Source organism: Nostocoides sp. F2B08 (assembly GCF_009184895.1).
Lineage (GTDB): Bacteria > Actinomycetota > Actinomycetes > Actinomycetales > Dermatophilaceae > F2B08.
Map to the genome: position 1 here is coordinate 1 of NZ_WESE01000010.1, position 18,841 is coordinate 18,841.

Genomic DNA, 18,841 nt, shown 5'->3' on the forward strand with positions numbered 1-18,841 from the left:
GCCGGAGGGACACCCACATCGGCAACGACACGAACAAACAGCTGTCCATCGACAGGGAGATCAACTGTCCGCAGAAAGGGACACCACCTGTCCGCCTACAAGGAGACTGGCATGTCCGCCGTCACCAGGTCGCGAACAGGTGGATCCTGCCCGTGAGTGACTCACGGATATTGGGCTCGATTGAGGATGAGACTCGCCGCCCATTGGCGCAAGGGCGGGTGTAGCCGCGGATGAAGGACAGCGTGGCGGTGAGGCCGTGGCGACATCGCCGTCCTGCTGCTCTGCGAAGGCGCCCCGGAGGTAGATCTGATCTGGTCAGCCAGTCGCGAGGACGACGACGAGGGTGCGCGGTCCGTGGACGCCCTCGACGCGCTCGAGTTCGATGTCGCTCGTCGCGCTGGGACCGCTGATCCAGGTTAGGGGGCGGACGTCGCCAGGCTGCGGTCGGAGCCGGCGCACCGACTCGGGCACGTCGTGGACGACCTGGTCGGCGCGGATGACGCAGATATGGGTGTCCGGCACGAGGGTGATGGCCCGGCGACCCTGGTCCTCGCGGTGATCGAGGACGATGGTGCCCGTCGTGGCGATCCCGACCGCGGAGGCGGTGACGACGCCGTCGATGCCGTCGAGGTCGGCCGAGGTCAGGGAGAGGGAGTCCGGGACGAGCGTGGCGACCGAGCCGATGGCGCCGACCCAGGCCTCGTCGAGGCCACCCGGGACGACGACCGAGCCGCACCCGTGCTCGCGGAGGGCGCCCGCGATGGCGTCGGCGACTCCGCCGGGCTCGACCCGCAGCACTTGCGCACGATAGTCGGCGACGTTCTCGGCGAACAGCTCGAGCGTCTCGGCCGCGCTAGGCGAGATCTCCTCGATGACCGGCGGAGCCTCCCCGGAACGCATCGGGGAGACGACATCGGCGGTCGCCCCGCGGACCCGGACGAGGATGTCCTCACGGGCGCTCATCGGGGGCTCCTCTCCGTGCCGCTGCCTCGCTCGCGGGCCCACCACTGCCGGAACGACTCCTTCGGTGGGGTCGGGATGTCCCGGGCGTTGGTCCAGGCCCCGAGTCCGGGAACCGAGCGGATGGTCCGGTCGCCGAGCACGCGCCCGGCCAGGGTCGCGGCCTTCTGGGCCGCCGTCAGTCGTCGCGGGTCGGAGAACAGCCAGGCCGTCGCGCGCATCGCCGCGGACTCGGCGGTCCGCCCGCCCTCCTCCGCGACCTGGGCGCGCAGCTCGACGAGCAGCTCGGGAATGTTGATCCGCACCGGACAGGCGTCGAAGCAGGCCCCGCACAGGCTGGAGGCGAACGGCAGCGACTTGTCGATCTCGCTGGCCGTGCCGCGCAGCTGCGGGTTGAGCACCGCACCGATCGGACCGGGATACACGGAGCCGTATGCGTGGCCCCCGGTGCGCTCGTACACCGGGCAGACGTTCAGGCAGGCCGAGCAGCGGATGCACCGCAGCGCCTGACGGCCGAGCCGGTCCCCGAGGACATGGCTGCGGCCGTTGTCGAGGAGGATGACATGCACCTCCTGCGGCCCGTCGCCCTCGTGCACGCCGCTCCACATCGTCGTGTACGGGTTCATCCTCTCGCCGGTGCTCGACCGGGGGAGGAGCTGGAGCAGAGGTCCGAGGTCCTCGAACGTCGGCAGCACCTTCTCGATACCGACGACCGAGACGAGGGTCTCCGGCAGCGTGAGGCACATCCGCCCGTTGCCCTCGCTCTCGACGACCACGAGGGTGCCGGTGTCGGCGATCGCGAAGTTGGCCCCGGACACCGCGACCCTGGCGCGCAGGAACTTCTCCCGCAGGTGGAGCCGGGCTGCCTCCGCGAGCCGCGCCGGGTCGTCGGTGAGGTCGTCGGGCGCCGGACGCCCGACCTCGGCCATCTCGCGGAGGAAGATCTCTCGGATCTCGCTGCGGTTGCGGTGGATCGCCGGCACGAGGATGTGGCTGGGACGGTCGTGCCCCAGCTGGACGATGAGCTCGGCGAGGTCGGTCTCCCAGGCGTTGACGCCCGCCTCCTCGAGCGCCTCGTTGAGCTCGATCTCCTGGGTCACCATCGACTTGACCTTGACGACCTCGTCGACCTCCTTGGCCCGAACGATCTCGAGGACGATCGCGTTCGCCTCGGCCGCGTCGCGGGCCCAGTGCACGGTCGCACCGTTCGCCGTGAGGCTCGCCTCGAGCTCGACGAGGTAGTCGGCGAGGTGGTGCAGCGCCTCGTCCTTGGCCGCGGCTCCGGCGAGGCGCAGGTCCTCCCAGTGCGGCACCTCGGCCACGACGCGGGCGCGCTTGCCGCGGATGGTGTGCGTCGCGTGCCGGAGGTTGCGTCGTTGCTGGGTGTTGGCGAGCGCCTCGCGCGCGCCCTTCGGGAACTTCGGCATCCCGATGAACGTGGGCGCGGTCTCCTGGAGCGGGCCCGGCACGGGCGGGCGCACCGGCGTGGTCGTCATGACTGGTCCTCCTCGGTCGAGGCGAGGATCTCGGCCAGGTGCATCCGGCGCACGCCGGAGCGCTGCCGACCGAGGATCCCGCCGATGTGCGCCAGGCACGAGTTGTCCCCGGCGACGAGCACCTCGGCTCCGGTCTCCACGACGTGCCGGGCCTTGTCGGAGCCCATGGCGATGGAGACGTCGGCGTTCTTGACCGCGAATGTGCCGCCGAAGCCGCAGCACTCCTGTGCCTCGGGCAACTCGACGAGGTCGATGCCGCGCACCGCACGCAGCAGGCGCAACGGTCGGTCCCCCACCCGCAGCATCCGCAGGGAATGGCACGTCGGGTGGTAGGTGACCCGGTGCGGGAAGTACGCGCCGACGTCGACGACGCCCAGGACGTCGACGAGGAACTCCGAGAGCTCGTACACCTTCGGGGCCACCTCGGCGACCCGGCCCGCGAGGGCGCCATCGCTGGCGTGCTCCGCGATCCCGGGGTGCTGCTCCCGGACCGACCCGACGCACGAGCCGGACGGGGCGACGACCGCGTCGTACTCGCCGAAGACGTCGACGAAGCGGCGCACGAGCGGGAGCGCGTCCCGGCCGTAGCCGGTGTTCGTGAGCATCTGACCGCAGCAGGTCTGCTCCGTCGGGAACTCGACGGTCACGCCGAGCCGCTCCAGCAGACGCACCGTCGCCTTCGGAGTCTCGGGCCACATCGTGTCGTTGAAACACGTCGCGAAGAGGGCGACGCGCAGCTGCGAGACCGGCGCATCCAGCGCGGGGCGGGAGGTTCCGGTGCTCATGGGAGCATCCAGGCCAGGACGGTGGACTGCAGGCCGACGAGGATGCACATGGCGATGATCAGTCCGATGCTCCACGGCAGCACCTTGCGCAGGATGTCCGACTCACGACCGATGAGCCCGACGGCGGTGGCCGCGATCGTGAGGTTCTGCGGGCTGATCATCTTGCCAACCACCCCGCCGGAGGTGTTGGCCGCGACGAGCAGGGTCGGGTCGATGCCGGCGGTCTCGGCCGCGCTTTGTTGCAGTGTCGCGAACAGGGCGTTGGCACTGGTGTCGGACCCGGTGACGGCGGTGCCAATCCACCCCAGGGTCGGGCTGAGGAAGGCGAAGGCGGCGCCGGTGCCGGCGATCCACGTGCCGATCGTGATGGTCTGACCGGAGAGGTTCATGACATAGGCCAGCGCGAGCATCGAGGCCACGGTGAGGAAGGCGAAGCGCATCTTGTGCGCGATGGCGGCGACCTCGCCGGCCCACCCTGAGATGCCGATGCCATAGACGAAGGCAACGATGAGTCCGCATACGAGCAGCATCGAGCCAGGTGAGCTGAGCCACGCGAGGGTGTAGGTCGTCGCCCCGCTCACCTCGCCGGAGGCGGTGAGGATCTCGCCGTCCAGGCCAGGCCACGGGATTTTGATGTCCGTGCCCGTGAGCGCCTCCTTGACCGGGGGGACGAGCTTGGCGACGGAGAACACCGCGATGACGAGGAGGTAGGGAAAGAGGGCCATGAGTATGCGCCCCGTGGTCAGCCCGCGGGCCCGTTCCTCGAGCTCGTCGGCCGAGACGTTGAAGTCACTCGCCGGGCCGGAGACGGCGATGTTGCCCTCGCCCCCGACGAGCGCGAGCTCACGCTCCCGATCGGCGTGCATGACCGCCAGGGCCTCCTCGCGCCCGCTCGGCTGCCACACGCGCAGGAAGAGCACCGCGGCGGCGAGGCCGGCGAGAGAGGCGATGATGTCGGTGAGCTCCACCGAGATCCAGGTCGCCGAGATCCACTGCGCGATGGCGAAGGCGAGGCCGACGACGACGGCGACTGGCCAGGTCTCGCGGACACCGCGCCGGCCGCCGGCCATGAGCACGAGCAGGAGCGGCACGAAGGCGGCCAGGATGGGGGTCTGGTGCCCGACGTAGGCTCCGATCTCCTGGTAGGGGATGCCGGTGAGGTTACCTGCGGTGATGATCGGCGTGCCGATGGCACCGAAGGCGACTGGTGCCGTGTTGGCGAGCAGGACGACGGCGGCGGCGCGCAGGGGAGAAAACCCGAGCGCCATGAGCATGACGCCGGTGATCGCGACCGGAGCGCCGAACCCGGCGAGCGCCTCGAGGAGGCCCCCGAAGCAGAAGGCGATGATGATCGCCTGGATGCGCGGGTCATCTGAGATGAGGTGGAAGGTCGCCCGCAAGTCCTCGAAGTGGCCCGAGCGGACCGTGACCTGGTACAGAAGGATGGCGGTGAAGACAATCCACATGATCGGGAACAGGCCGAACGCAGCGCCCTGCGTCGCCGCCAGGGCGGCCAGCTGGACCGGCATCCCGAAGAAGACGGCCGCCACGATGATCGCCACGAGGACAGCGGTCAGACCCGCCCAGTGCGCCTTCCACTTCAGGACCCCAAGAGTCACGAACACCGTCACGAGAGGCAGGAGCGCGATGAGCGCCGAGAGGGCGAGGCTGTCGGCCACCGGGGACAGGTCCGGTTGGTAGGCCGAAGGCACCGCCGCAGGCATCAGGAGCAAGGTGGTCACGTGTCCTCCGAGTCGCACAACATTGGGCTGGACCCTTTCAGGGCGTGTAATGGTCAGACCATTAGGGTTGGAATGACAATAGGGACGACGACCGCCACTGTCAATGGTCGGACCATTTATTCGTCCCCTCTGCCGTGTGACGTCGGTCACCCGGGTGCTCTGTGCCATTCTGGAGCAATGGTGCAGCCGAGCGCGCGGGGAATGGCCCTCGAATTGGCGGCCGTGTCCGGGCCGGGCTTCTCGGGCGAGGCGAAAGGGGCCCCCGGCCGCGCCTACGAGGTGGTCCTGAGGTGGGTCGACGAGCGGATCCTCTCCGGCGACCTGGCGGTGGGCGACCACCTGCCCGCCGAGCGGGAGCTCGCCAGGCAGCTCGAGGTCGGCCGTTCAGCGGTGCGGGAGGCGATGCGCACCCTCCAGGCCCAGGGCGTGGTGCGGTCCTTCGTCGGGGCGGGAGCTGCGGGGGGGACGGTCATCACGGCCGTGCCATCGGGCGCCCTCAGCCGGGTGCTTCGGCTGCACGTGGCTCTTGCGAACTTCCCGGTGGATGACGTCATCCAGGTCCGGATCGCCCTCGAGCGCCTCAGCGTCGGACTCGCCGCGCAGAACGCCACCGCGGAGCAGCTCGCCACGCTGCGCGACCTACTCGAGGCCATGGACGACTCCGACCTGCCGCGCGAGGAGTTCAACGACCTCGACACCGCTTTCCATGTCGCCGTCGCCGCAGCCGCCGGCAACCGCCTCGCACGCGACCTCACCAGTGCGATCCGCGAGTCGATGCGCCTGCCCATCCTCGACCGCTTCCGCCGCCTCGACTCCTGGAGCGGCCTCGTCCCGACACTGCGACGCGACCACGAGGAGATCTACGCGGCCGTCGCCTCGGGTGAGGCCGATGTCGCCCAGCAGGTCATGGAGCGTCACATCCGCTCCGCCTGGCGCAGCCTCACTATCCCCGGCTAGTGCGCTCCGGGCCACTCGGTGATCCAGTGCAGCGGACCGCAACTCGCCAGTCAATGACATCAACTGCGATTGTCGGCAACCAGGTGAGTTCAGGGACTCCCCATGCAACGCGGGTTTCTAGCCCACTCTGCCCAGGCGCCAGACGCACGCCGCCCATTTGTCGACACAACTGACGTGGCCCTTTCTGGGCGGAAGGGGCGCCTCCTCGAACGGCTGACGCTGTCAAGCGGCCTCAGTGATCTGCCGGAGGCTTGGGCCACGACGCGGCGCCCCGTCCTCTCGACCCCCTGCCTCGCGGTCAACCTCCAACGATCTGGCACGCATCTGGCACGATGACGCATGGTGCACTCTTTTCAAACGGTATAACCCCAGTTCAGAGCCTTGATACGCTCGGTACAAGCTGGTCTCTCCCAAAGAAGGTGTCGCAGGTTCGAATCCTGCCGAGGGCACCACGAATCCCGCTGATACCAGCGGGATTCGTTGTTTCTGGCCGTGTCATAGGTGAACGGAAATGGCCATAGGTGTCATCATCTGGCACCTCGGCAAGAAGTGGCATACCGCAAGCAATCAGGACGCGGGGCCGGCCCCGGTCTCATCCCGCAAGGGTGATGTCCGAGTGCTGCTCGGTAGACCAGGGTTGGGTCGTAGAGACAGGCCTCGCCACGTCCCCGCGCTCCAGCGGTAGTCACGCGCCGACTGTCTCTTGAGGCGGCCGTCGCGAAGCGCCGACGTCCACGACGGAACAGGGAGGCCGAGCACGTGTCACCAGAGTTCGCGGGAAGGGTCGAGCTCGACATCAGGGACTCGACGCCGGACTGGGCGCCCTACCTGGCACCCAAGGCACCCGACGGCGCCCCCAACGTCGTCTTCATCGTGTGGGACGACGTGGGCTACGGCACGATGGACTGCTTCGGCGGCCCGGTACGCACCCCCACGATGAGCCGCATCGCGAACATGGGGGTCCGGTACGGCAACTTCCATACCACCGCCCTGTGTTCACCGACGCGCGCCTCGCTGCTCACCGGGCGCAATGCGACGTCGAACGGGATGGCCACGATCGCTGAGTTCAGCTCGGGGTTCCCCGGCATCTCGACCCGCATCCCGTTCGAGAACGGCTTCATGTCCGAGGTACTGCTCGAGCATGGCTACAACACGTACTGCGTCGGCAAGTGGCATCTCACACCGGGTGAGGAGACCGGGATGGCGGCGTGGAAGAAGCGCTGGCCACTGGGCCGTGGCTTCGAGCGGTTCTACGGGTTCCTCGGTGGCGAGTCCAGCGGCTGGTTCCCCGACCTCATCCACGACAACCACCCCGTCGATCCGCCGGCGACCCCCTCCGAGGGGTACCACATCGCAAAGGACCTGTCCGACAAGGCCATCGAGTTCATCCGCGACGCCAAGGTGATCGAGCCGGACAAGCCGTTCTTCCTCTACTTCAGCCTGGATGCCGCCCATGCACCGCACCACGTGTTCCTGGAGTGGGCGGACAGGTACAAGGGCACGTTCGACTCCGGGTACGAAGCGATCCGCGCGACGATCCTCGCTCGCCAGAAGGAGCTCGGGCTGATGCCGGGTGACACCGAGCTGAGCGGCATCAACCCACACGGTGAGCCCAGCGTCACCGGCCCGGACGGGCAGCCCTGGCCCATGCTCGACACGGTGCGACCGTGGGAGTCGCTGAGCGAGGACGAGAAGCGCCTTTTCATCAGGATGGCCGAGGTGTTCGCCGGGTACGTGGAGTACACCGACGACCAGGTCGGGCGGGTCATCGACTACCTGGAGTCCAGCGGGCAGCTCGACAACACCATCATCGTGGTCGTCTCGGACAACGGTGCCAGCGGTGAGGGCGGCCCGAACGGCACCTTCAACGAGTGGCGGTTCTTCAACGGGGTGCCCACCCCGACCTCGCTGACCCTCGAGCACATCGACGAGCTCGGCAGCCCCCAGTCCTACAACCACTACAACACCGGCTGGGCCTGGGCGTTCGACACCCCGTTCCCCTACTGGAAGCGCTGGGCGGGCTACGAGGGCGGCATCGCCGACATGTGCCTGGTCTCGTGGCCGGCGAAGGTCCCGGCCGACGGCAGGGTGCGGTCGCAGTACGTGCACGCCGTCGACGTGGTGCCGACCATCTACGACCTGATCGGCATCACTCCCCCGGCCACACTCAACGGTTTCGAGCAACGGCCGATCGAGGGCGAGAGCTTCGCGGCGTCGCTGACCGACCCCTCCGCGCCGGCCAAGCGCACCCAGTTCTACGCCATGCTCGGCCAGCGCGCCCTGTACGAGGACGGCTGGCTCGCGTGCACCTTGCACCCGCCGCTGTCCGGGTGGGGCGGGTTCGACAAGGACGTGTGGGAGATCTACCACGTCGAGTCGGACCGCTCGCAGTCGATGAACCTCGCCGACGCCGAGCCCGATCGCCTGCAGGCGATGGTCGCCCGGTGGTTCGAGCTGGCGGAGGAGTTCAACGGGCTGCCGCTCGACGACCGCACCGCCCTGGAGCAGGTGCTGGCCGCCCGTCCAAGCGGGTCCCCCGTGCGCGATCGCTACGTCTACTACCCCGATTGTTCGCCGGTACCCGAGCAGTCCGCGGTGACCATCAGTGGTCGCTCGTACACGATCTCGGCGGGCGTCCAGGTCGACTCGGCCGACGCCGAGGGCGTCATCTTCGCCCACGGCGGCGTGGCCGGCGGGCACAGCCTGTTCGTGAAGGATCACCGGCTCACCTATGTCTTCAACTGGGTCGGCACCTACCTGCAGACGATCACCGCAGATCCTGTTCTCGAGCCCGGTCCCCATGTCGTGACCGCCGAGTTCGTCGCCCAGGGTCGCAGCGAGGACCCGATGATGGCCGGCGCGAAGGGCACGCTCACCCTGTACGTCGACGGCCAGGCCGTCGGAAGCGACACGATCGTCACCCAGCCGGGTGTGTTCTGCGCGGTCGGCGACGGGCTCTGCGTGGGTCGCGACGACGCATCGCCGGTCTCGCCGACGTACACCGCGCCGTTCGCCTTCACCGGTGGCACCATCGACAAGGTGGTCATCGACGTCTCCGGTGAGCGCTACCGCGACCACGAGGCAGAGGTCCGTGGCTGGTTCATCCTCGACTGACACTTACGACGGGAGCCCCGCGATGACTGCCATGACGGCGCCGCGGGCCTTCCACGTGATGTCGAAGCCGACCGGGGCGATCTGCAACCTCGACTGTGAGTACTGCTTCTTCCTGTCCAAGGACGAGTTGTACCCGGGCAGTGGCTTCCGGATGCCGCCGGATGTGCACGAGGCCTACATCGCCCAGCTCCTGGCCGCCCACCGGGGGGTCGAGGATGTGGTCGTCGCGTTCCAGGGTGGGGAGCCGACGCTCATGGGGCTCGACTTCTTCCGCCGCAGCCTCGAGCTCGAGCGAGAGTATGCGGCACCCGGGCAGCGGATCCTCAACACGATGCAGACCAACGCGACCCTGCTCGACGACCGGTGGTGCGCGTTCCTCAAGGAGAACGACTTCCTCGTCGGGGTCTCCATCGACGGCCCCCGTGAGATGCACGACGCCTACCGGGTCGACAAAGGCGGCAAGCCCACCTTCGACCGCGTCATCCGCGGGCTCGAGGCGCTCAAGCGGCACGAGGTGGACTGGAATGCTCTGACCACGGTCAACTCCGCGAACGGCGACCACGGCCGGGAGGTGTACCGCTTCCTGCGCGACGACCTCGGCGCCACCTTCATCCAGCTCATCCCCATCGTGGAACGGGTGACCCCCGAGCTGCTGCCGCTGGCGGAGTCCGGATGGGGTCAGCGCACCGGGCAGCGTCCCCTCTACCGGCAGGAGGGCGACCTCGTCACCCACCGTACGGTCGGAGCGCGGCAGTACGGCCGGTTCCTCGTCGACGTCTTCGAGGAGTGGGCCCGCCACGACGTCGGTGACGTCTTCGTGTCGATGTTCGACACCGCCCTGGCGCACTGGATGGGCATGGACCAGGCCGGGTTATGCGTGCACGCCCGCACCTGCGGAGACGCCGTGGCTCTGGAGCACAACGGCGACCTCTACTCCTGCGACCACTACGTCGAACCGGACTACCTGCTCGGCAACATCATCGGCGGCCGCACCATGCTCGAGCTGGTCGACCTGCCCCGCCAACAGGCCTTCGGGCAGGCCAAGCTCGACACCCTCCCCGCCTACTGCCGCTCCTGCGACGTGCGCTTCGCCTGCAACGGCGGATGCCCCAAGGACCGGTTCATCACCACCCCCGACGGCGAACCCGGGCTGCACTACCTGTGCGAGGGCTACCAGCTGTTCTTCCGCCATGTCGACACCCCGATGCGCGTCATGGCCGCCCTCCTGCGGCAGGGCAAGGACGCCACCGAGCTCCGTGACTGGTACGCCACACGCGACAACAAACGGAATCCGGACGACCCGTGTACCTGCGCCGGCGGCCGCACCTGGGCCGACTGCCACGACGCCATGCCGACGCCACGTTGACGCCCACCGCCCAACGTGGCGCGGCCCCTTCGCGACAGACCGGTTGGACTCGCGTCCACACCGCGCGGCGAGGGGTGCGACGCTGAAGCCATGGACGACGACGCTGAGCAGGAGGGTCGCCGCGCCAACGGCGACGGCATCGTCCGCCTCGCTGCCGAGGGCCTCAAGACACAGCAACGCGAACACCAATGAGGCGAGCCCGCGCGGGCCGAACCATCCGACGAAAAGGACCCTGGCCCATCCCCTATATCGGCGCGTTCCTCAGTGGGGGGCCTCGCCGTGACGTTCGCGCTCGGCGACGGTGGGATCCGTGACGCCACGATCATTCTGCTCGTGGTCCTGGCGGCCAACCTCCTGCTCGAGGACTTCGTCGAACCCCTCGAAATGGGCAGCACCCTCGGCATCCACCCGGTCGTAGTCCTCGTGGTCACAGCTCTCGGCGGTTTGGTGGGCGGCATCGTCGGCCTCATCCTCGCCGTCCCCGCCGCGGTCATCGCTGCAGACGCATTCGCGCGGCTGCGCCGCCGCGGCGTCCTCAACGAGGCGGCCGACCGGGACCAGCCGGCGGTGCTACGAGCGCGCGACTGCCGCGACCTTCCAGGCGGAAGGGTCACGGTCACCTCCTCGAGGGGCTGACGCCAGCCATGCGGCCCTCACTCGTCGGAGGGCTTCACCACGTATGAGATGCCCGTCCCTCCGAGACGCCGCGCCTCGCGATCACACGTCCAACGATCTGGCACGTACCTGGCACGGAGACGGCAGTCGAACTCCCACAGACTCGCATCACCGCAGTTCAGAGCGCTCATCCGTCCGGGCATACCTGATCTCTCCTCAAGAAGATGGCGAACGTTCGAATCCTGCGGGGAGCACCACCAATCCCGCTGCTACCAGCGAAAATTCGCTGCTCTCGGGGTGCGGTCAGTCACGGCTGTGGACGAACTCCGAGCACTTTCCGAGGTCACGTCCAGCGAGGTCCCAGGTCGCGGGTGGAACGTGAGGTCCAAGTCACCGTTCCAGAGTGACCGGAAGGAGAACCTCTCATGACCATCACGACGCACCTGGATCGTCCGCTGACCGATCCACCGGCCCCCGTCACAGCACCCCCGCAGCCCGCGCCGCCTGCTGAGCCGGCAACGGGTGGCGGCGGCCGCCCCGGCGTTGGCCGGCTCGGTCTGACCGCGCTGCTCGCCGCCGTCCTGGCAAGCGGGGCGACCCTCGCGGTCGACCGCAGCCTCGTCGACACCTCGACCTCCAACGGCGCCGGTTCGGTCCCTGTTTCGGCAGTGGATGGAGCGACTTCGTGGACATCGGTCGCCAGTGCGGTCACGCCGAGTGTGGTCTCGATCGCCGTCGAGGGCGCCGGCGGGCTGTCGGAGGGCTCCGGTGTGGTCTGGGACAGCGAGGGGCGGATCGTGACCAACGACCATGTCGTGGCCGGCGCCGCCGCCGGAGGCGCGGTGCGGGCGACCCTGGCGGACGGGCGCACGTTCGCCGCCACCGTCACGGGCACTGACCCCACGACCGACCTGGCGGTCATCACCCTGACCGACCCGCCGCCGGGTCTCGTCCCCCTCTCTCGCGGGGACTCCACCACCTTGCAGGTCGGCGACCCGGTCATGGCGGTCGGCAACCCCCTCGGGCTCTCCGGCACGGTGACGACCGGCATCGTCAGTGCGTTGAACCGGCCGGTCGCGGCATCAGGGCCGTCCCAGGGACAAGGCGGCCTGGCGCAGGTGACAAATGCGATCCAGACGAGCGCGCCGATCAACCCCGGCAACAGCGGTGGCGCGCTGGTCGACGCCCACGGGCGACTGATCGGCATCAACTCCTCAATCGCGACTCTCGGCGCGTCCAGTGGTGGGGCTCCGTCCGGGAACATCGGCATCGGCTTCGCCATCCCGATCGCTGAGGCCGACACGATCGTGGCCCAGCTGATCTCTGCCGGTTCGGCGCAGCACGCCTACCTGGGGATCAGCACCCGAGACACCGCGCTCCAGGACGGCACCTCGAGCGTCCCTGGCGCTCTCGTCGCCGGCATCGTCCCCGGCGGACCGGCCGAGGTGGCGGGACTGCAAGATGGCGACGTCATCACCGAGATCAACGGCGAGGCGGTGTCCAGTTCGCAGAGTCTCATCGGCACCGTCCGAGCCCTGGCCGTGGACCAACGCGTCTCCCTGACCATCATCCGCGACGGCACCCCCACAACAGTCGAGGTCACTCTGGCCGCTGCTCACCCGTCCCGCTGACCGACGCATAGTTCCGCGCCCCCGCCTCCCCGGGGCGCGAAAGGACGGTTCTCCTCACGCCCGTTCGTCACGGTGCCCGGGCGTCTCGGTGCGACCGGCATCTCGCGGGCTGGAGCGGACGGGCGAGCACTATCGGTTGGCCCGTGGCGCCGGACGTGACAACCTGACCAGGAGACGATGTGCTCAAGCCATATCGCGTCTGCGTCGAGGCTAGACGGGTACCCATCCGTCGGAGCCCTCATCGCGCTCCTGTCCGCTGGTGGGCTTCGACGGCCAGCCACCGGACTCCGTCGCCGGTCGACTGCTCTCCTCGGTTCTGATGGTGTCCCGCTTCGCCCTGATGGCACGAGAACCGAAGCCACCACCGCCCGCGCGCATACCCGGAGCGGGGTCATGAACCCAGCGCCTCGACAGACAGCTGTTCATCGACTTCGGCCCGCCGAAGGTGCGTAAGGGTGGACATTCCTTTGAGCTCGACCTGGCCGATGTCGCGGAACAGGATGCCGTCCTCGTGTGAGGCCTCCACGACGGCTTGGCTGACGAGGACCTCCCCGGGGCGTGCGTAGTCGGCGATGCGAGCGCTGAGGTTGACGGTCTGGCCGAAGTAGTCACCGTGCTGGTAGAGCACTGGCCCGGCATGCATCCCCACGTGCGCCGGCGGTAGTCCTGAAGCGGCTAGGGCGTGTCTCCTGATTGTGAGCGGTGCTGGCTGTGATGGTTAGGCCATGTCGCGTTCTGCTGTGTTGTCCGATGCCCACTGGGAGCTGATCGAGCCGTTGATGCCGTCCTCGGACGGCAAGCGGGGCAACCGTTTTGGCGATCATCGACGGATCGTTGAGGGCGTGGTGTACCGATTCCGGACTGGGATCGCCTGGCGGGACCTGCCCGAGCAGTTCGGCCCGTGGCAGACGGTGTGGAAACGGCATCGCCGATTCAGCCAGGACGGCACCTGGGATCGGATCCACACCATGCTGCTCACCCACGCCGACGCCGCCGGGCAGATCGACTGGCGGGTGAGTGTGGACTCGACGATCAACCGGGCCCACCAGCACGGCACCAACGTCGCGCGCGCCACAGGGGGACCTGTCGAATCACACGAATCTGAGCGTCGAGCCGGCTGATCATGCCGTCGGCCGCTCGCGCGGCGGGCTGAGCACCAAGATCCACCACGTCTGTGACGGCAGGGGCCGCCCGCTGGTCCTGCTCCTGGGGCCGGGTCAGGGCAACGACTCACCCATGTTCGCCAATCTGATCGGCGCGATCCGCGTGCCCTGGACCGGGCCCGGACGGCCGCGGACCCGCCCCGAAGCGGTCCTGGCGGACAAGGCCTACTCCTCACGCGCCAACCGCGCCCTGCTCCGCTCGCGCGGCATCACCGCTGTCATCGCCGAACCCTCGGACCAGGCCGGACACCGGAAACGGCGAGGATCGAAGGGAGGGCGTCCACCGAAGTTCGACACCGAGGCCTACAAGGGACGCAACGTCATCGAGCGCTCGTTCAACGTCCTCAAGCAGTGGCGCGCGCTGGCAACCCGCTACGACAAGCTCGCCATTACCTATCGCGGCGGAGTCGTCCTCGGCGTTATCATCACGTGGCTACGCGAACTGGGAGACACGCCCTAGGTCGCTCACCATCTCCAGCGCCGCGCGCACCGCTGGCCCGGGGTCGCGGAAATGGAGCATCACTCCGTCGCCCAACCACTTGATGGGCTTGCCTCCGTGGCGCACCGCCCCACGTTGCACCAGCCGGGCCATCGTCGCCGCGAGGTCCGCGGCGGCCTCGTCACCGTACTCTTGGGTCAGGCGAGAGTAGCCCGTGATGTCGAGGAAGCAGATCGCCGGTGGACGCTCGAGCATGCTGTGAATGCCGGCCTCGGCCATGAGCGTCTCGAAGGCCTCGATGAAGTTGGCCGTCCACGCTCGTGCCTGCTGGGCGTGGTATAGACCGAGCACTGCCTGCTCGGCGAGCGGGGTGCTGCGAGCCGCGAGTTCGGCGTCGGCCCAGTCCCCGACGTTCTTGCCCGCCGTGAGGGCCGGCTTGACGACCTGGGAGTTCCACCAGGCGCCCTCGGCCTCGGCGATCCGCCGGACGCTTTCCCCGTAGACGCGGAGCAGCTGCTCGCCCGCGCTCACACTGAAGTCGCCAGAAACGTGCAGCTCCAGCAGCGGGATCACCGCCATCTCATCCTCGCGCAGCAGGTCATCCGGTGAGGGTTCAGGCGATCCAATCGCCTCCCGAACGGCCGTCAACAGTTCGAGCGGGATCCCGGTGCGACGACTGACCTCTCGGAACGTCTCTCCGGCATAGGTGGCGAACCGCTCATAGGCAGGGGTGTCGAGAAAGTCGAGTGACAGCGATCCGTCCCGGAACGCCTCCGCCAGGTGCTCGAGGGGGATCGCGGCGTCCTCGAGCGACCGCACCATGAGCATGCGGCGGACGTCACCGACAGAGAAGCGACCCGGCAGAGCGGGCACGATGATCCCGAGATCGACCAGGTGGTCGACATAGTCCGGCTCCACCCCGGCACGAATAGCCGCCTCTTCGCGGGGATGCCACGTCACGACCCAAGGGTATCGAGGCCACTGTTGCCCGAAGCCTGGCTCGCGCCAAGGGCGAGGCCCAAGGCGTGCATCGAGGACTCCGCCGAGACGCTGCGCGGACAGCGTCTGCCGCACCTGTTCGGCACCGGCAACAAGCCTGCGGCGATGCCGATCACAGTCCCGGTGCTGCGGGGCGAAGAGCCGCTGCCATGGGGACTCGTCCCGGTGCACGTTCGGCAGCCGCGCATACACCGACGGATCGACGGAGGAGGGCAGGTGCGCGGCCATCTGAGTGGGGTGCGATGTCCGCCGAGGAGCACCTGTCAGGGCACGGCGACGCGGGCGAGCCGGCACGCTCACCCCACAGGCGCTGGTCAGCGCCGGGCCAGGCTGTCCATCGCCTCCGCGACGGTCACCGTGCCGTCTCGGAAGCGAATCACGAGACCACCGAGATCGCTGCGGCCCACTACACCCGCGATAACCTCGGCGACGTTGCCTCGCGAGGTGACGCCCTCCTCGACGTGGTCGCCGTACTCGATGCGGCCGGTCGGCTCGTCGAGGGTGAGCTGTCCGGGGCCGAGGATGGTCCAGTCCAGTGCCGTCCGGCGCAGGTGGTCGTCAGCGGCTGCCTTCGCGGTGGCGTAGGCATGGAACGGGTTGTCCTCAGGGACGTTGTCCCGACCCGAACCGACGTAGGAGACCATGACGAACCGTCCGACACCCTCGGCAACCGCCGCGTCGATAGCACGGATGGCGGCGTCCCGGTCGACGGCATACGTCCGCTTCGGACTTCCACCACCGGCTCCCGCAGACCACACGATGACGTCGCTGCCGCGCACCAGGGCACCAATGGCCGTCTGGTCCAGATGCTCGACGTCTGCCACGACCGCCGTGGCGCCAGCCGCCTCAACATCCGGCACGTGCGCCGCGTTGCGCACCACGGACCTGACGTCGTGACCGTCTGCTGCCAGCAGCGGGGCAGCCAACAGGGCTACCTTCCCGTGTCCACCGATGATCGTGACTCTCATCCATGCAACCTATCGAGGATCCAAACGCGGACGCGGTGGCGGCTCCTGCCCGACTTCGAGCTCCGATGGCCGCCGACGCGCATCGCGCAGACAGGTGCCTCATCCAGGAGGGGTGATCTGGACGCGGCCATCAGCCGATAACGTCTTGCCTCGCTGGAGCAAGCCTGGCCGGCCCACCCCGACCCGCGTCTGGGAACGGCCCGGCTATGGCTCGGCCGACGCCTTGGCCCGTTTCGGGTCTCTCGGCGAGGAAGCGAACAAGGAGGAACGGGCGATGATCAGAATCATGGATGGCATGCCGGCAGGGGTCCTCGGTCTCCAGGCGATCGATGACGTGGAGAAGGAGGACTATCGCAACGTCGTGGTGCCAGCAGTCGAGGCTGCTTTGGCCGACCACGGAAAGGTGCGTCTGGTCTACGTCCTCGGTCCCGAGTTCGACGAGTACGAGGAAGACGCGGTCTGGGAGGACCTCAAGCTCGGTGTCCGCCATCCTTCGTCCTTTGAGCGGATCGCGATCGTGACCGATGCGCGGTGGGCAGGAGCCATGGTCAGAATCTTCAGCATCGTGTGGCCGGGACAGGCGCGAGCGTTTCCCCTTGCCGAGCTCGAGACCGCGAAGCGGTGGGCTGCCGAGTAGGGAACCTGACGCCTCCACGGCGACCGCGCCACAGGCCGACGGTCCAGCCGAAGCGGCGCGCCGTTGTGAACTTCCGACGGCCGACGAAGGGCGGAACGGCCGCCGACCCGTGTGGGGTGCACACTGCAGGGATCGCTCCTCGTCTGGACGGACCGGCGGTGGGAGCCGCCATGGAGATCATGCTCTGGCATGGGTGAATGGGCCGACGCCGTCGGTGTGGCCGAGCAGGGCAAGCTCGACCTCGACAGCCCGGCCTCCACGTACCTGCCGGTGCAGCAGTGGCCAACGGTGCGACCACGCGGCAGCTCCTCGGGCACCGCGCCGCGATCCCCGACCCCGGCCAGGAGCCCTACGCTGCGGTTTTCACCGCCCCGGACGCGCACTGGTCCACCGAACAGGTCCTCGCCCCGGCGCCCCGATGGCGAGCGAGCCGCCAGGAGAAGAGCTCTACCAGGACGCCGTGAACTACGTCCTGGCCGGGCTCGTGGTGCTGGAGGCGACCGGACGCTGCACCGGCGAAGCCGTCGACGAAGACCTGTGCACGCCCTTCCGCTCCCTGGCCAGCGCGGAAGCCGCAGCTAGGACTCGCTTCACCCTGCCTCGCGACAACAAGCACTCGCATATGGCTGATCCCAGCCATCCGTCGCGGCGATCGGATGGGACTCGGCATGACCGGGGCTGTTGCCCAGGGGTGCGGCTGAATCGGGATCATTCGCACTCGGTGCGAGTTGAGGGAGTCATTCGTCGAGATGGGGGACGACCGCGATCTCGAGCATGCTGACCGCCGACTCGGAGCCGAACTGCTTGGCCCCCCGGAGCGGATCCCTCTCGTCGTACTCGGTCGCGACCGCGAGTACGATCCCCAGCGCGGGGAGGACGTGGAGGACCTGCCCGCCCAGACCGAAGGCCATGTACCCGGGCTCGTCGGCGACGTCGGTGATCCACCACATGTACCCGTAGCCCGTCGTCCCTGGCTCTCTCGCCTCTACGTGAGCCGTGGTCGCCTGCTCCACCCACTCGGCCGGCACCACCTGCTGTCCCTCCCAGCGTCCCTCGTCCAGGTACACCTGCCCGATGGCGGCCAGGTCCTGTGGGCGCAGCTTGACGCAGCATGAACCCTCGTGGACACCCTGAGGGTCGACCGGCCAGGTGAAGTCGGCGTCCCAGTACTGCTCGTACACCGCTGCGGCAGCTGCCGCGTCGCTGAAGTCGAAGGCCGGCTCGAAGGCCGGCTCGCTGGGGATCCCGAGCGGGTCGAACAACTTCTCGCGGGCATAGTCCAGGACCGACACGCCGGTTGCCTCGACCAGGATCGCCGACAGCAGATGTGCCCCGGCGTTGGAGTAGACGAAGGAGCCATCGACCGGCCCGCTCTCGTTTCGGTCGGCCAGGATCTGCCCGACCCAGTCCTCGGCGGTGAAGAACTCCCGTGTGGCATCACCGGTATCGGGAGCGAACCCGCCGGTATGCGTGAGCACCTGGTCCAGGGTCACTGCGGCGGTCTCCTCGCTCATCTCCGCCATTCGTGACGGCAGCAGCTCGCCCAACGTGGACTCCACCCCGGCGATGAGCCCCTCACCGACGGCGATCCCCACCAAGGTTCCCACCAGGGACTTGGTGACCGACCGGGTGTCCCAGTAATCCTCCGGCATGGAACCCGTGTATCGCTCCACCACCGCCTCGCCGTCACGGTGCAGGAGCACCGCGCGGACCTGAGCATCCGAGTCCGCCAGCGCCAGATACTCCTCCACCGCGGGCTCGACGTCAGCGGCAAGCTCCTGCGCCGTAGGACCGGGCGCCGAGCACCCCCCGACGACGAGCGTCACCGCAACCGTGGCGCACCACAACTGACGTCGCACGACCCACCTCCACCGGTGAGTATCGGACCCTGCCCCAACTGTTCACGGTACTCTCGCGCCTCCTCCACCGTCCAGCATCAACCACTCCTCGACCGGGTAGACAGAGGAGT

At 68.5% G+C, this 18,841-nt stretch carries 15 protein-coding genes; 7 read left to right on the forward strand and 8 right to left on the reverse strand.

The genetic code is table 11. The annotated features are described in order from the left end of the window. Positions 1 to 315 precede the first annotated feature (315 nt). Genes GA707_RS17555 through GA707_RS17570 form a run of 4 tightly spaced genes read right to left on the reverse strand, consistent with a single transcriptional unit; the run spans position 316 to position 4,965 of the window. Complete coding sequence (locus GA707_RS17555; RefSeq protein ID WP_152179758.1) at positions 316 to 963, reverse strand: LUD domain-containing protein; 648 nt, start codon at positions 961 to 963, stop codon at positions 316 to 318. Then, complete coding sequence (locus tag GA707_RS17560) at positions 960 to 2,456, reverse strand: LutB/LldF family L-lactate oxidation iron-sulfur protein (protein WP_152179759.1); 1,497 nt, start codon at positions 2,454 to 2,456, stop codon at positions 960 to 962. Before GA707_RS17560 ends, GA707_RS17555 begins: the two co-directional genes overlap by 4 nt. Continuing rightward, positions 2,453 to 3,241, reverse strand: coding sequence for a (Fe-S)-binding protein (locus tag GA707_RS17565; protein ID WP_193315400.1), 789 nt, complete (start codon positions 3,239 to 3,241; stop codon positions 2,453 to 2,455). The genes GA707_RS17560 and GA707_RS17565 overlap by 4 nt, the downstream gene beginning before the upstream one ends. After that, a complete protein-coding gene (locus tag GA707_RS17570) occupies positions 3,238 to 4,965 on the reverse strand; it encodes an L-lactate permease (RefSeq protein ID WP_152179853.1) in 1,728 nt (575 codons plus the stop codon). The genes GA707_RS17565 and GA707_RS17570 overlap by 4 nt, the downstream gene beginning before the upstream one ends. Positions 4,966 to 5,160: 195 nt before the next feature. On the opposite strand from GA707_RS17570, the gene GA707_RS17575 reads away from it, so the two are divergent. The 5 genes from GA707_RS17575 to GA707_RS17600 all read left to right on the forward strand — a co-directional run bounded on the left by GA707_RS17575 (position 5,161) and on the right by GA707_RS17600 (position 12,666). Continuing rightward, complete coding sequence (locus GA707_RS17575; protein ID WP_226963920.1) at positions 5,161 to 5,940, forward strand: FadR/GntR family transcriptional regulator; 780 nt, start codon at positions 5,161 to 5,163, stop codon at positions 5,938 to 5,940. A gap of 759 nt (positions 5,941 to 6,699) precedes the next feature. Further along, complete coding sequence (locus GA707_RS17580) at positions 6,700 to 9,054, forward strand: arylsulfatase (protein WP_152179760.1); 2,355 nt, start codon at positions 6,700 to 6,702, stop codon at positions 9,052 to 9,054. A 22-nt stretch (positions 9,055 to 9,076) separates the two neighbouring features. Further along, positions 9,077 to 10,420 carry an anaerobic sulfatase maturase gene (locus GA707_RS17585; RefSeq protein WP_152179761.1) on the forward strand — a complete coding sequence of 448 codons (1,344 nt, stop codon included), beginning with the start codon at positions 9,077 to 9,079 and terminating at the stop codon, positions 10,418 to 10,420. 279 nt (positions 10,421 to 10,699) lie between these two features. Continuing rightward, positions 10,700 to 11,056 carry an AI-2E family transporter gene (locus GA707_RS17595; RefSeq protein ID WP_193315401.1) on the forward strand — a complete coding sequence of 119 codons (357 nt, stop codon included), beginning with the start codon at positions 10,700 to 10,702 and terminating at the stop codon, positions 11,054 to 11,056. Positions 11,057 to 11,460: 404 nt separating this feature from the next. Then, on the forward strand, positions 11,461 to 12,666 hold the full coding sequence (locus GA707_RS17600) for a S1C family serine protease (RefSeq protein WP_152179763.1): 1,206 nt from the start codon (positions 11,461 to 11,463) through the stop codon (positions 12,664 to 12,666). Positions 12,667 to 13,057: 391 nt separating this feature from the next. Here the strand turns inward: GA707_RS17600 and GA707_RS17605 are convergent, their stop codons facing one another. Then, complete coding sequence (locus tag GA707_RS17605) at positions 13,058 to 13,309, reverse strand: adenylate/guanylate cyclase domain-containing protein (protein ID WP_152179764.1); 252 nt, start codon at positions 13,307 to 13,309, stop codon at positions 13,058 to 13,060. Positions 13,310 to 13,391: 82 nt separating this feature from the next. Between GA707_RS17605 and GA707_RS17610 the strand changes: the two genes are divergently transcribed. Beyond that, a protein-coding gene (locus GA707_RS17610; RefSeq protein WP_370460057.1) for an IS5 family transposase occupies positions 13,392 to 14,289 on the forward strand; the annotation gives its coding sequence in 2 pieces (ribosomal slippage) (positions 13,392 to 13,718 and positions 13,720 to 14,289; 897 coding nt in all). Here GA707_RS17610 and GA707_RS17615 read toward each other — a convergent pair. Both GA707_RS17615 and GA707_RS17620 read right to left on the reverse strand, forming a co-directional pair. Then, entirely contained in the window at positions 14,263 to 15,228 is a 966-nt protein-coding gene (locus tag GA707_RS17615) for a hypothetical protein (RefSeq protein WP_152179765.1), read from the reverse strand. The genes GA707_RS17610 and GA707_RS17615 overlap by 27 nt on opposite strands. Positions 15,229 to 15,581: 353 nt before the next feature. Further along, positions 15,582 to 16,235 carry an NAD(P)H-binding protein gene (locus tag GA707_RS17620; protein WP_152179766.1) on the reverse strand — a complete coding sequence of 218 codons (654 nt, stop codon included), beginning with the start codon at positions 16,233 to 16,235 and terminating at the stop codon, positions 15,582 to 15,584. A gap of 274 nt (positions 16,236 to 16,509) precedes the next feature. Between GA707_RS17620 and GA707_RS17625 the strand changes: the two genes are divergently transcribed. Then, a complete protein-coding gene (locus GA707_RS17625) occupies positions 16,510 to 16,872 on the forward strand; it encodes an STAS/SEC14 domain-containing protein (RefSeq protein WP_226963922.1) in 363 nt (120 codons plus the stop codon). Between the two features lie 737 nt (positions 16,873 to 17,609). Here GA707_RS17625 and GA707_RS17630 read toward each other — a convergent pair. Further along, on the reverse strand, positions 17,610 to 18,731 hold the full coding sequence (locus tag GA707_RS17630) for a serine hydrolase (RefSeq protein ID WP_152179767.1): 1,122 nt from the start codon (positions 18,729 to 18,731) through the stop codon (positions 17,610 to 17,612). Between the last annotated feature and the right edge of the window lie 110 nt (positions 18,732 to 18,841).

What these genes read in the sequence shown, in the direction of transcription:
- GA707_RS17605 (WP_152179764.1), bottom strand. Translation starts at nt 13,309, where the DNA reads ATGCATGCCGGGCCAGTGCTCTACCAGCACGGTGACTACTTCGGCCAG.
- GA707_RS17585 (WP_152179761.1), top strand. Translation starts at nt 9,077, where the DNA reads ATGACTGCCATGACGGCGCCGCGGGCCTTCCACGTGATGTCGAAGCCG.
- GA707_RS17625 (WP_226963922.1), top strand. Translation starts at nt 16,510, where the DNA reads ATGATCAGAATCATGGATGGCATGCCGGCAGGGGTCCTCGGTCTCCAG.
- GA707_RS17620 (WP_152179766.1), bottom strand. Translation starts at nt 16,235, where the DNA reads ATGAGAGTCACGATCATCGGTGGACACGGGAAGGTAGCCCTGTTGGCT.
- GA707_RS17560 (WP_152179759.1), bottom strand. Translation starts at nt 2,456, where the DNA reads ATGACGACCACGCCGGTGCGCCCGCCCGTGCCGGGCCCGCTCCAGGAG.
- GA707_RS17555 (WP_152179758.1), bottom strand. Translation starts at nt 963, where the DNA reads ATGAGCGCCCGTGAGGACATCCTCGTCCGGGTCCGCGGGGCGACCGCC.
- GA707_RS17570 (WP_152179853.1), bottom strand. Translation starts at nt 4,965, where the DNA reads ATGCCTGCGGCGGTGCCTTCGGCCTACCAACCGGACCTGTCCCCGGTG.
- GA707_RS17600 (WP_152179763.1), top strand. Translation starts at nt 11,461, where the DNA reads ATGACCATCACGACGCACCTGGATCGTCCGCTGACCGATCCACCGGCC.
- GA707_RS17565 (WP_193315400.1), bottom strand. Translation starts at nt 3,241, where the DNA reads ATGAGCACCGGAACCTCCCGCCCCGCGCTGGATGCGCCGGTCTCGCAG.
- GA707_RS17575 (WP_226963920.1), top strand. Translation starts at nt 5,161, where the DNA reads ATGGTGCAGCCGAGCGCGCGGGGAATGGCCCTCGAATTGGCGGCCGTG.